Annotated in this window: 12 protein-coding genes; 2 read left to right on the plus strand and 10 right to left on the minus strand. The window is 56.7% G+C overall.

Annotation, left to right across the window (positions count from 1 at the left end):
• Positions 1–12: 12 nt before the first annotated feature.
• From ACO06L_RS08130 to ACO06L_RS08145, 4 genes are all read right to left on the minus strand, one after another.
• Positions 13–771 (minus strand): ABC transporter ATP-binding protein, encoded by a 759-nt coding sequence (locus ACO06L_RS08130; protein WP_064228178.1) that lies wholly within the window; start codon positions 769–771, stop codon positions 13–15.
• Positions 768–1,775, minus strand: a complete 1,008-nt coding sequence (locus ACO06L_RS08135) for a branched-chain amino acid ABC transporter permease (protein WP_202347787.1) — start codon at positions 1,773–1,775, stop codon at positions 768–770. Before ACO06L_RS08135 ends, ACO06L_RS08130 begins: the two co-directional genes overlap by 4 nt.
• Positions 1,775–2,650: a branched-chain amino acid ABC transporter permease gene (locus ACO06L_RS08140; RefSeq protein WP_064228176.1), complete on the minus strand. Its 876-nt coding sequence runs from the start codon at positions 2,648–2,650 to the stop codon at positions 1,775–1,777. Before ACO06L_RS08140 ends, ACO06L_RS08135 begins: the two co-directional genes overlap by 1 nt.
• A gap of 82 nt (positions 2,651–2,732) precedes the next feature.
• Positions 2,733–3,890: an ABC transporter substrate-binding protein gene (locus tag ACO06L_RS08145; protein WP_202347788.1), complete on the minus strand. Its 1,158-nt coding sequence runs from the start codon at positions 3,888–3,890 to the stop codon at positions 2,733–2,735.
• 306 nt (positions 3,891–4,196) lie between these two features.
• Between ACO06L_RS08145 and paaX the strand changes: the two genes are divergently transcribed.
• The gene (gene paaX, locus ACO06L_RS08150) at positions 4,197–5,165 is read left to right on the plus strand and encodes a phenylacetic acid degradation operon negative regulatory protein PaaX (protein ID WP_064228283.1); all 969 of its coding nucleotides are present in this window, start codon (positions 4,197–4,199) and stop codon (positions 5,163–5,165) included.
• Between the two features lie 8 nt (positions 5,166–5,173).
• Here the strand turns inward: paaX and ACO06L_RS08155 are convergent, their stop codons facing one another.
• The 4 genes from ACO06L_RS08155 to ACO06L_RS08170 form a co-directional block, all read right to left on the minus strand.
• Complete coding sequence (locus ACO06L_RS08155; RefSeq protein WP_202347789.1) at positions 5,174–5,683, minus strand: acyl-CoA thioesterase; 510 nt, start codon at positions 5,681–5,683, stop codon at positions 5,174–5,176.
• Positions 5,684–5,726: 43 nt separating this feature from the next.
• Positions 5,727–6,911, minus strand: coding sequence for a YbfB/YjiJ family MFS transporter (locus tag ACO06L_RS08160; protein ID WP_202347790.1), 1,185 nt, complete (start codon positions 6,909–6,911; stop codon positions 5,727–5,729).
• A gap of 30 nt (positions 6,912–6,941) precedes the next feature.
• Positions 6,942–7,508, minus strand: a complete 567-nt coding sequence (gene yeiP / locus ACO06L_RS08165) for an elongation factor P-like protein YeiP (RefSeq protein ID WP_092033827.1) — start codon at positions 7,506–7,508, stop codon at positions 6,942–6,944.
• Between the two features lie 74 nt (positions 7,509–7,582).
• The gene (locus tag ACO06L_RS08170) at positions 7,583–8,668 is read right to left on the minus strand and encodes a threonine aldolase family protein (RefSeq protein ID WP_227716012.1); all 1,086 of its coding nucleotides are present in this window, start codon (positions 8,666–8,668) and stop codon (positions 7,583–7,585) included.
• 109 nt (positions 8,669–8,777) lie between these two features.
• Here ACO06L_RS08170 and ACO06L_RS08175 point away from each other — a divergent pair, with 109 nt between their 5' ends.
• Positions 8,778–10,979, plus strand: a complete 2,202-nt coding sequence (locus ACO06L_RS08175) for a LemA family protein (protein WP_202347792.1) — start codon at positions 8,778–8,780, stop codon at positions 10,977–10,979.
• Between the two features lies 1 nt (position 10,980).
• Here ACO06L_RS08175 and ACO06L_RS08180 read toward each other — a convergent pair whose 3' ends face one another.
• A complete protein-coding gene (locus ACO06L_RS08180) occupies positions 10,981–11,679 on the minus strand; it encodes a crotonase/enoyl-CoA hydratase family protein (protein WP_202347793.1) in 699 nt (232 codons plus the stop codon).
• Between the two features lie 261 nt (positions 11,680–11,940).
• Positions 11,941–12,489 carry an outer membrane beta-barrel protein gene (locus ACO06L_RS08185; RefSeq protein ID WP_202347794.1) on the minus strand — a complete coding sequence of 183 codons (549 nt, stop codon included), beginning with the start codon at positions 12,487–12,489 and terminating at the stop codon, positions 11,941–11,943.
• Between the last annotated feature and the right edge of the window lie 130 nt (positions 12,490–12,619).

Here is a 12,619-nt window from a genome sequence, read left to right on the forward strand (position 1 = left end):
ATGTCTCCTTGCTCAGCCACCCAGATAGGCGGCGATAACATCCGGGTTCTGGCGAATTTCCTCAGGGGTTCCTTCAGCCAGAACACGGCCGTAGTTAAGCACCAGCAGCCGGTCGGATATGCCCATCACCAGCTTCATGTCGTGCTCAACCAGCATTACCGTGGTGCCCTGATCAGCAATCTTCCGGATCAGCTCTTCCAGGGCAGCAGTTTCAACCGCGTTCAAACCGGCGGCTGGCTCATCCAGAAGAATAACCTTGGGTTCAGCCGCCAGCGCCCGGGCGATTTCCAGACGCTTCAATGCGCCATAGGACATGGCCGAGGCATCCGTATCGAGGTAGTCACCACAGCCCACATATTCCATAAGTTCCGCAGCACGCTTACGGGCAGCAGCTTCGTTGCGACGAAGGGACGGCAACCGGAACAGGGTGGTAAACAGGCTGCTTTTGAGCTGCAGGTGCCGACCCAGCATCACGTTTTCGATGGCGGTCATGTTCATGCAGATCTGCATCTGCTGGAACGTGCGGCACATGCCCCGCTCTGCCAGCTCATTCGGCTCCAGTTTAGCGGTGCTCTCACCGTTCAGCAGAATCTCGCCCTTGGTCGGCGTATAAAGTCCTGTGATCAGGTTAAACAGCGTTGTCTTGCCGGCACCATTGGGGCCGATAACAGAATAGACCTGTCCGGCTTCAACCGAAAAGCTGACGCCTTCCACCGCATGGACACCACCAAAGGCTTTATCCAGCCCCTTTACTTCAACCAGTGCTGTCATGCCTCACCTCCCGCTTTCTTGCGCATCTTTTTGGACACAAACGCGGTCAGTGTGGGCAACAGGCCCTTGGGCATAAATATCATGGTAAGCATCAGTATCAGGCCGAACATGACGTGCTCCAGCTCCTGGAAATCCGCCAGGACCTGGGGCAACAACTTCAGCACCACGGCACCGAGAATCACACCGAAGGTAGACCCCATGCCACCCAGTACGACCATGGTGATGAAAAGAATGGAGAATTCGAAACTAGCCACTGCGGGGGTAATGAAACCCTGGAAGTGGGCGTACAGGCTGCCCATCAGGCTGGCGTAGATCGCCGAGATCACGAACACCAGGCTTTTGTATTTCGCGGTGTTTACACCGACAACACTGGCGGCCACTTCCGAGCCGTGCACCGAACGCAGTGCCCGGCCAATGGGCGACTCAATAAGGTTCAGGGCAAACCAAACCGCCACCAGAAGCACGACGCTGGCAAAGATATACCAGGCCTGGAAGCCTTCGATCTCGATACCAAACAGTGAATAACTACCAAAAGCGCTCAGCTCCCAGCCAAACACCTCGAACGCAGGAACCGGCATGCCGTCCGGCCCGCCTGTCAGCGCCCGCTCGTTGTTCAGGATAATGGCGATAATAAAGCCTACGGCGAGGGTCGCCATGGACAGATAGTGGCCCTTCAAGCGCAGTATCGGACGACCCACAATCCAGGCAATAAAGCCTACAACGATCGCTCCCACCACCAGCGCAGGTACTGAAGACCAGCCGTAAGTGCCGGTCGCGATGCCGGTAAAGTAGGCGCCAAGACCGAAGAAACCGGCATGGCCAAGACTGATCTGGCCAGCAAAGCCCACCAGGAGATTAAGACCAACCACAGTAGCGGCAATGATCGCCATCTGGGTAACCAGTTCGTAGTGGAACGGGTTGCCGAGAAAAGCGGGCAGAATAATGAGAATGAGGGCAAGGATCATCAGCCCCCGGAGGCGCGACTGCATAAACGTATTCAACATCAGACGCGCTCCACTACCTTGGCACCAAACAATCCGCGGGGCATGAAGAACAGCACCAGCAGGATCATGGAGAATGCCACAGCATCCTTATAGTCCGATGAGATGTAACCGGCTGCCATGGCTTCAACGATACCCAGCGACAGACCACCTACAACCGCGCCAACACCGCTACCCAGGCCACCAATGGCAGCGGCCACAAAGCCTTTGAGCCCGAGAATGATACCGATGTCGTACGACGTGAACGTGATCGGAGCAACCACAATACCGGCTACAGATCCCAGCAGTGCTGACACCATAAACGCCAGCATGAGCACCATCTGGGTCCGGATACCAACAAGGCGCGCCGCCTCCTTGTTCATGGACGTGGCCAGAATGGCTTTACCAATCAGCGTCTTGGTAAAGAACAGTACCAGCCCCACTACCAGGATCGCACCGATACCCAGAACCCACAGGCTCTGGCTGTTCAGCACGGCGCCAAAGACCTGAATGGGCTGGTCTGTGCTGAAATTCTGCATCACGTGGTATTCCTTGCCCCAGACTACCTGGGCAATACCGCGAATAAAGATCGACGCGCCGATGGTGATAATGATCAGGGTAACAACATCGGCCTGCTTGGCAGGTGCAATCGCGAACCTCTGCAGGGCGACGCCAAGAATGCCGGCCAGGATCACGGCCAACACGACCGCCAGGATCATGGGCACGCCCATGGCCGTAAGCGAAACCGTAGCCATGCCTCCAATCATCAGGAACTCGCCCTGGGCGAAGTTGATGACGTGACTGGCGTTATAGATGAGGGTAAATCCGAGGGCTATCAGGGCGTAAGTCGCACCGATAGTAATCCCGGTGAACAGGTACTGTAAGAATTCTGCGAGCATAGCGGTGGTTCCGGTCGAACATCGGCTGGCGACTTACCCTGAAAAGGGGTCATCGCCAGCCGCGAGACAGGTTAAAGGGGTATCAGTCGATCAGTTTCCATTCGCCGTTCTGGACTTCCAGAATGCGGAAGGATTCGGGATCAAGGCCGTTGTGATCTTCCGGCGACATGTTGAACACACCGGTGACTCCGACATAGCCCTTGATGTTTTCCAGTGCGTTACGAACGGCTTCCGGATCGGTAGAGCCGGCCTCTTCCATAGCGCGGACTGCCAGCATCAGGCCGTCGTAAGCGTAGGCACCGAAAGTGGACACCTTGGAATCCCAACGAGCTTCGTATTCAGCCTTGTAGTTCTGAACCACTTCTTTCTGCGGATCGTCGATCGGCAGGGAGTCCGGCACCAGCAGCGGAGAGGCAGGCAGGCGCAGACCTTCGGCAGAAGAGCCAGCCAGCTCGAGGAAGCTGTCAGATGCGACACCGTGGGACTGGTAGAACGGAAGCTCCATACCCAGCTGGGCATAGTTGCGCGTTACGATGGCTGGACCCTGGCCGAAACCGAAGTTCAAGACCGCTTCCACACCATTTGTGTTACGGATATTGGTCAACTGGGCGGTCATGTCTGTATCAGATCCGCTGTACGTCTCATCGGCGACCACTTCCATGCCCATCTGCTCGGCCACTTCCAGGGTCTGGGTGCGGCCGGAGCTGCCGAACCCGCCAGTGCCGGAGATCAGACCAAACTTGGTAATACCACGGTCTTTCATGTCCGCGAGAATCCGCTCAGCCGCCATGCGGTCGGTCTGGGGCGTCTTGAAGACCCATTTCTTGACAGGATTGGTAATAACCACAGCACCGGCCAGGGAGATGAACGGAACCTGAGCCTGCTCAACCAGAGGAACGGCCGCCATGGTGGCACCGGTAGTACTGCCGCCAACGATAATATCGACCTGGTCCGAGCGGATCAGGCGACTGGCAAAGTTACGGGCAGAGGAAGCGTTGCCAACGTCGTCGTAGTGAATCAGCTCCAGCTGACGACCAAGAACACCGCCTTCTTCGTTGATTTTTTCGACGTACATCTCGAGCGTCTTCAGCTCGGGATCGCCGAGAAAGGATGCCGGACCTGTGACAGACAGGAACGACCCGATCTTGATGGGATCAGCTGCCTGGGCGCTCATCATCATGAGACTGGCGGCTGCAACGGCTGCGCATTTTCCTGCGCGACGAATCACTGTTTTAAACATTGTTTTTGTTCTCCCGAATTGTGCAGGGGCATGAGTATGTTTTTGTTTCATCGTCCGTGACTACTGCAGTCCCTATTCTTCGCTCCCGGTAAAATTCGATACCATTGACGAATATCAAACGAAGTTATTGTATCATAACTCTCGTGTCAACCGATTTCAGAAGGTCGAGTCTCGGCTCTTTCAGTAAAGCCGACACTGCCGCAAGGCGCCAGTATGGCTAACAGAAAGACAAGCCTTTACCTGACACGTAAGAACCGGATAATAAGCGCAACATGTTTCATTGATTCTTATTTGCGAACTCAGGCCATGACTGCAAAAAGCCAGCTAGAACTGCTCGTCAAGAATTTCCAGAAGAAGCGGCCGCTGCGTGCAGGCTCCCTCATCATTACCATTTACGGTGATGCCATCGTTCCCCGTGGCGGCAATGTCTGGCTGGGCAGCCTGATGAAGCTGGTTGAACCCATGGGTATCAGTCAGCGACTGGTCCGCACCTCGGTGTATCGCCTGGTTCAGGAATCCTGGCTGCAGACCGAGAAGGTGGGTCGTTGCAGTTACTACAGCCTCACCGGCCCCGGACTGCGGCGGTTCGAACAGGCTTTCCAGCACGTCTACAACCTGGACACTGAGGAATGGAGCGGGAGCTGGTGCCTGGTGTACCTGAACCAGCTGTCCCCGGAGCTGAGGCAAAAAGTCAGGGAGGAACTGAAGTGGCTAAGTTTTGGCAGCATGGCGCCAGGCTTGATGGAGCACCCGCGTTTCACCCGTAGCGAGTTGATCCCCATGCTTCAGGAATGGGGTGCCCTGGAAGACACTATCGTGATGCAGACCATGCCCATGGAGCAGAAGAGTCCAAGGGCGCTGAGACTGCAGGTTCGCGAAAGCTGGAACCTGGACGAGCTGGGCGGCCGCTACCGTCGCTTCCTGAGCCAGTTCCGCCCCTTGTGGCGTGAACTCCAGACCGAGGACACACTCAGCCCCGAGGAGTGCCTGATTCTCCGGGTCCTGCTGATCCACGAATACCGGAAAATTCTTCTGCGAGACCCTCTGCTGCCTGATGAGCTGTTACCCGGTGACTGGGAGGGCCGAAGCGCCAAGCAGCTGTGTCGGAACCTGTATCGACAGATCTACGCGCGGGCTGAGCAGTGGCTGGACGAAACTCTGGAGAACGCCTCTGGCCCCCTTCCAGGTCCCGGCGAGAAGTTTTACAAGCGGTTCGGTGGATTGCGGGATACTGCCATCCAGACAAATTCCACGACAGAACCAGAGGTTCTGTAGGCGCCCGCTCAGTCAGTTGACGACCCGGAAGAGGATGCCAGTTGTTTTCGGGTCTTAAGACGCCCCTCCCGGCGAATCTCGGCATTGTCATACCGGCGCTGCTGCTCGTCCGTTTCCGGTATTACTTCCGGGACATCCACCGGACGGTCATTTTCGTCCAGAGCAACAAAGGTGAAAAAGGCCGAGAGAATGTGCCGCGTGTCGCCCGTGTAACTGTTCTCGGCCTCTACCCGCGCACCTATCTCCATGGACGATCCCCAGCTCCGGTTCAGCGACAGGCTGAATAGCAGCGTATCGTTACCCTTCGCCGGCGCCCTGAAATGGATTGAGTCCACGGCAGCCGTCACACAAACATGGGCGGAGTGGCGCTCCGCAACCACCAGAGCCAGCCGGTCGCACTTCGCCATGATCATGCCGCCGAACACTGTGTTGTGGGAATTCATGTCGTTCGGGAACACCTTGTACACATGTTTCTCAATCGCCGATGCGGATACCGGCTTTGAAGGCTTTCCTGGCATGACTTCCTTTCCTCTTCGACTGAATTTCGATCGGGGACGCAATTCAACTGGCAGCGGCAGCTTCACCCTGACGCTGCTGTGCCCGCCTTGCGAGATGAAGCATAACCACACCCAACGCCATCACCAACAGCGTTAGCCAGAGGCCGTTGGTGTAATTGCCCTCCACATCGGCGAGATAACCAACTACTGCAGGCGCTATCATCTGTGCAATGCCATAGCTGAAAGTCAACCGGCTCATGGGCCGGGAAGGGTTCTCGGGGAAAACCCGCCCCACCATCGCAAGCATCATGCTGACGATACCGATAAAGCTGGCGCCATAAATCACCGAACTGAGCATCACGCTGGCGAAGCTGGTGTTCACGATCATCATCAGGATGCTGACGGAGTTCAGGGTATAAGCCAGATAGAGCGCCAGCCACTGCCCCCAGCGGCGAGAGAACACATCCCATAACCAGCAGGCAGGGGTTGCAGCCAGGCCTGCAATCAGCCAGACCAGCCAGCCCTGCCCCTGAAGCTCGGGCATGGATTCAGCAATTGCCACCAGGAAAGTGGCCGTGACCACATAGCCCACGCCGGCGCAGAAATACGCCAATTGCAGGATCCGTATGAACCGGCTTCGCTCATCACCGGCCTTGACCGCACCTGTTTTTGGCAACGCACAGGCCCGGTAGTCCGGCATCCAACGCCAGGCGGGCAACAGAAGCCCCAGGGCCACAAGCCCGTAGATCACCCATTGCTGATCCCAGGTGAACGGATCCTTGATCAGCTCCGCCACCACAGCGGTGAGTACAATCCCGAGCCCGATACCGGAAAAGAACACGCCAAGCTCGGATTTCTGGTTGTTCTTGATCAACCAGCTCATGAGAAGACCGGCACCCAGCAACATACCTGCTGAAGTGCTCAGACCCGAGATAAAACGCAGAATAGACCACACCCACACATTGGTGGTGTACCCCATGAGAACCGTTGAAACCACCGCAACCACAAGGCCAAGCTGGTAGAGCCTTACCTTGAGACCGAGATCGCTGATGCGGGTAATGAGTACCGCGCCAGTCAGGTAGCCTGCGTAGTTCACGGTTGCCAGCATACCGACAACGGATTTGCTCAGCCCCAGTGCCGCGACCATTTCCGGGATCATCGGCGTGTAGGAAAACCGGGCAATTCCCACCATGACCACAACAGCAATCACGCTGGCGACCAGCACCTTTATTGTTTCTATTGGCTTCACAGGGTTTCCTTACTTCGGAACGGCTTCAGATCAGGCGCGGCCCAGGAACTTGCGCTCCTCCACGTTAATGCGAATACGATCTCCGGTTGAGATGTGCTCGGGAACCTGCACCACCAGTCCCGTGGCGAAGCGGGCTGGCTTGGTTCTGGCCGTCGCCGAGCCGCCTTTGACAGACGGATCCGTCTCTTCAATTACAAGCTCAACGGTGGGGGGGAGTGCGAGTGCAACCGGAGAATCCTTCAGCAGGATGACCATCACACCCTGGGTATCTTCAGAGATGAACAACAGCTCGTCAGCAATCGCGTCGCGGTTCAGGCTGTACTGCGTGAAATCCTCGGTATCCATGAATACATACTCATCGCCATCGGCGTAGGAAAAGGTGGCTTCACGGCGAGTAAGGTCGGCCAGGTTGAGCATGTCCGAATCTTTGAAGGTCTCGTCCAGCTTCTGGTTGGTTACCACATCGTACATGCGCATGCGGTAAAGACTGCCGCCAGCCCGGCCCTGGGGCACTGAACGCTCGATATCCTTCACAAAATACACCCGACCATCGTACTCAACGGCGGAATTCTTCTTGATTTCACTGGCTCTGGGCATGTCTTCTGTTTCCGTAAAAATTGGGGTTTTGGGGCTGCTGATATACCACGACTTCGCCCCGGAATCGATAGATCTTAACTAACCAGGGCACGAACATCCGACAGGAAGCGGTCTACCTGCTCATCGGTCGTTGCCCAGGAGCACATCAAGCGGGCACTGCCACCGATAAAGTTGTAAAAGCGCCAGCCTTTGTCCCTCAGTGCCGCCTGCAAAGGCTCCGGCATCTCCACAAAAACACCGTTCACCTGTCTCGGGTAGCGTAGCTGGATTCCTGGAAGGCCTTCCAGCCCCCGGGCAAGGCGCTGGGCACAGGCATTGGCGTGGCGGGCATTCTCCAACCACACATCGCCTTCCAAAAGCCCGCACCAGGGTGCCGAAATATAGCGCATCTTGGAGGCCAGCTGGCCCGCCTGCTTACACCGCCACTCGAAGTCCTCCGCCAGAGACCGGTTGAAGAACACCACCGCCTCGCCAAGGGCCAGGCCATTCTTGGTGCCGGAAAAACACAGAACATCGACACCGGCCTTCCAGGTAATTTCCGACGGATGTACATCCAGCGCAGCCACCGCATTGGCGAAGCGGGCGCCGTCCATATGGATATTGAGCTTATGGTGATCGGCGACCGCCCGAATAACCCTGAGCTCCTCGGGTGTATAGACCGTCCCGACCTCTGTGGCCTGGGTAAGGCTGAGCGCCTTGGGCTTGGGGTAGTGAATATCGGTCCGCTTGGTTACCAGGTGCTCGATACTCTCCGGTGTCAGCTTGCCGTTCTCACCCTGCCCCAGAAGCAGCTTGGCGCCGTTGGAGGCGTACTCCGGGCCGCCGCATTCATCGGTTTCAATGTGGGCCAGCTCGTGGCAGATCACGCTGTGAAACGACTGACCGATCGAGGCCAGGGCCAGAGAGTTGGCGGCGGTGCCATTGAACACGAAGTAAACGTCACAGTCGGTATCGAACAGAGTCCTCAGACCATCCGCTGCCTTTTGCGTCCAGCTGTCCTCGCCGTAGGCTGGTTCATCCATCCGGTTGGCGGCTTCCATGGCTTTCCAGGCCTGCGGGCACACACCGCTGTAGTTGTCGCTGGCAAATTGCTCGGACTGGGACACAACGCGCTCCTGAATTCTGAAAGGAAAGCCTTTAACGTTATAGGAACCACCCATCATTGCCAACTTGCATTCCATCCCAATTCGGGAGGAGCCGGGGGAATGAAAAAGCCCGATACTTTATACTCGTGCCTCTGAAAGACAGCAGAACAAGGACTCTCCCGCCATGAGGCGCTTCAATATCGCCAGCATTCCTGGCCGGATTATCACCGCCATTATCGCAGTCGCCTGCCTGGCCGGCAGCTACTATGCAATGACGACCGGGCTCAGCCAGCTCACCGAAGCACGGCAACTGGAACGCCTACCTGAAACGCCCGTCGGCGCTTTGACCACAGGCCCCTATGTGATCGCAGGCGAAGTCACGGATCAGCTGGGAACTCTCGAAACGCCCTATTCCAACACCGAGGCGGTCTACTATCGCTACAAACTTGAGGAGGAATATCGCGACTCCGACGGTGATCTGCGTATCCGCACCCTGGATTCCGGCGCCCGCGGCGGCGACTTCCAGCTCAGGGACCAGACCGGCTCAGTCGTTGTAGCTCCGGGCAGCGATCTGGAAGCGCTCGAATGGAACCTGGAGCGAACCTATCGCAATCAGTCCGGCCGCAGAATCTACTCGGAGTGGGCGCTCATTCCCGGACACACTGCGCGGGTAATCGGCCAGTACAGCAGCGAAATTGGAGCAGTGACCTTTAATGGCCTCGAGGACTTCAGCCTGCCGGCCATGGTTTCCCGGAACACGCTGACCGTGGACAGTGGCGACCGATTCTTCGAAGCAGCCATCCGCATTTCCATCGCAACTGGCCTTCTGGCTCTGGGTATCGCGCTCTCGCTTCCGTTGATCAGAATTCACCGGTTCTGGGTCTATGTCCTGGTAATGACGATTGCGGTGTCCGGCACGCTCTCGGTGCTTGGCATCAACAAACTCCGGCAGGAATGGTCTGCCATCGCCAACTTGTATGAGGCCCGCTATCAAAAAATCGACGAAACAAGCGCCCGCTCACTGGTGCTTGCCGACGTCGCTGCTTTACAGCAATTGATCCGCCAAAGCACCAGTGGCTGGCTGGATCGCTGGATGTTCCGGAGCGTGGTCCAGAATCGCCTGCCAGTCCCTGAGCTTGACGAGCAGACCGCCAACATTGCCCGATCCATTGTGGCCAGCCAGCCCGAGGGGCGTTACCAGCATGCCTGGACCAGCCGAGGGCTTGCAGCGGCCAGCATTATTGCGGCCCTGCTGCTTTTGTGGCTATCCATCCGCACCGTCAAGTTCAAGCGTCTGATCGAAGCGGTACCCACCAGCAGCACCCGGGGACTCAGTTTTGGCGTCTCGGAGCTGAAGGCGATGGTGGATGTCGATGAAGACCACCCTCCCCTTCGGGATCCACTGAAAAACGAGAAATGCGTGGCCTTCGACTACAAGGTGGAAGAAAAGCGAGGTTCCGGAAAAAACGAAAAATGGCGAGTCATCGAGCATCGGGAAGAACGAGCGCCTTTCTGGCTGGAAGACAGCGAGGGAAAGGTTCTCGTCCAGCCAGACGGTGCGAAGATCGAATATCCTCAGTACCATTCAGAGCGCCAGGGCGACAGGCGTTACACCGTTCGATTCCTCGATACCTTCGTGAACGTTTACTGCCTGGGCTTTGCCGGCCTGGATCGCGATCAGCCGGACCGGCTCACCATCCAGAATGACGAAGCCTCACCCTTCCTGATCAGCGGTAATGAAGAGGAAGACATTGTGCTGGACCGAGGGGCGCGGGGTTTCGCGGGCATCGCCCTGACACTCGGGCTGTTCCTGTTCTCCACCACCGCACTGTTTGCTGCAGACGGCGGTTTCAGCCCGGACAACCTGATTCTGTCGACTCTTACGGTACCGATCATCTTGCTCATCTACACCGGAATACTGCACTACAACGACATTGTGTTCCTGAAAAACCGCGTGGACCGGGCAGCCGCCAATATCGACACCATTCTCCAGCAACGCCATGAGCTCTGGCCCAACCTGGAGAAAGTCGTCAAGGCGTCTCTGGCACATGAAAAGCAACTGCTGAAGGCCATTGCCCAGTTACGCAGCGCAGACCCTGTCGAAATGAGCTCGAACGGGCAGGCAGACAAGTTGATGCAGTTTGAAAAGAAGGTAACAAATGCGCTTCAGGCCCGGATCGAGGGATACCCGGACCTGAAGAACAATGAGGTGATTCAGAAATTCATGTCGATCATGGCAGAGACGGAAAACTACCTTTCACTGCTGCGAAACAGCTTTGCCGAGAGTGCCATGATCTACAACACGCGGATCCAGTCGTTCCCGGACGTGATCCTGGCCAAACTGTTCCGTTTTCGTGAAGCACCGCAGTTCAGTTCGGAAACCTGAACTAGCCGTTCAGGCCAAGGTGCTCGGCGTCCTGCTCGATGCAACGATCCAGCAGCGCCAGATAGTCTGCCTTGGCCTTCACCTTCGTTTCACGATGGGCGCGCATGTTCAGGGTTTTGAAATGGAGCGCCAGTTCGGTGGCCCGCTCAACCAGCTTGTCCTGGGCAACCACCTCATCCAGGAAACCCGCCTCTACGGCGCCTTCCGGATTGTATATTTCGGCGTTCACTACGGAACGGTAGAAGTGAGCCGGCGCCAGCCGATGGCGGGCAATTTCAATCCCGGCATGGTGCATGGTCATGCCGATTGCCACTTCGTTTAGGCCAAGCTTGAAGGGCCCCTCAATACCAATGCGGTGATCCACTGACAGCAGAATGAATGCGCCCTTGGCAATGGCATGGCCGCTACAGGCACCAATGATTGGCAACGGGAATGCGGCCAGACGCCGGGTAAAGCTGGAGCCGGTTTTTACCAGCGCGGCAGCCTCTTTCGGCCCCTTCTGCATTTCTTTCAGATCATATCCGGCAGAGAACACGCCTGGCTGCCCGGTCAGGATCACAACGGCCTTGTCCTGCTCGGCCCGATCCAGCGCCGCGTTGAGCCCCTCGAACACTTCCTGGCTCAGGGCATTGGCCTTGCCATTGCTGATGGCAATCGTCGCAACACCATCTTTCAAGTCATAACTTACCAGCTCAGTCACCTGTTCTACCTCTCTAGCGGAATTAAAGTGAGCGTTTGTTTACTTCGGTAAGCCTGATTGTGTGTTACGCGGGGCCGAGTTTCAATATCCACTGGTCATGTCGCCAAAACCTGGCCGAAATTTGAGATAGTCAAGTACCCGGTAAGGTGGTCCAGTGACAGACCAACGGCTTGGTCCAACGTAGATGGAAATCGGGCCAGCGACCGTCAACTAGTCACCGGCACCGACCCCGATCTTACCGAATCAGCACTGTAACCTTGTTCAGAAGTTATAACCCAGACCCACTGTATAGGCCCAGATGCCGTCATCCTGGAACGCGTCCGTGGCATCGTCGGTGTCACTGAACAGGAACTGGTACTCGGCGCGCGCCAGGAAATAAGTCTTGGTCTGCACATAGTACTTTAACCCGGCTTCAAGGCCGGCAAAGGCGCTATCCTTGACACCATCACCATAAATGCCGCCTAAACTCGCGCCAACAAAGGGGCGGGCCCGATCGTCAAGGAACTGATAGTCAAGGTAACCCCGGGTTGAGCCGTTCCAGAAATCATCAGTGACGCCCTCGCCTTCAATATCGGCATAATTGAGACTCTGGCGGATACCGGCCACGACCTCCTTCCGCAGATACCAGCCCAGATCACCGGTCACACCGAAGTTTCCGCTGTTAAAATCCCGGTCGTTACTGCCTGTTCCCGATAGGGAAAATTCACGGTCGCCCTCGCGAGGTCCAAACTCGGCGGATTGTGCGGATACTGCCGGGGCCAAGCCACCTAGAAGACATAAAGTGATCACGGTAGTCCTGATTCTGATCATGAGAAGCTCCTTGCTTACATTACTGAGATTGCAATTCCATAATGCGCCAATGAAGATCGGACGCGGGTTGTGGCGCAGCGAATGGTCTAACGTCGGTTCGGTGCAAGCCCACCTTCCCAGAATCAGGTTT

Origin of the sequence: Marinobacter sp. (assembly GCF_965229985.1) — a bacterium.
GTDB lineage: Bacteria > Pseudomonadota > Gammaproteobacteria > Pseudomonadales > Oleiphilaceae > Marinobacter.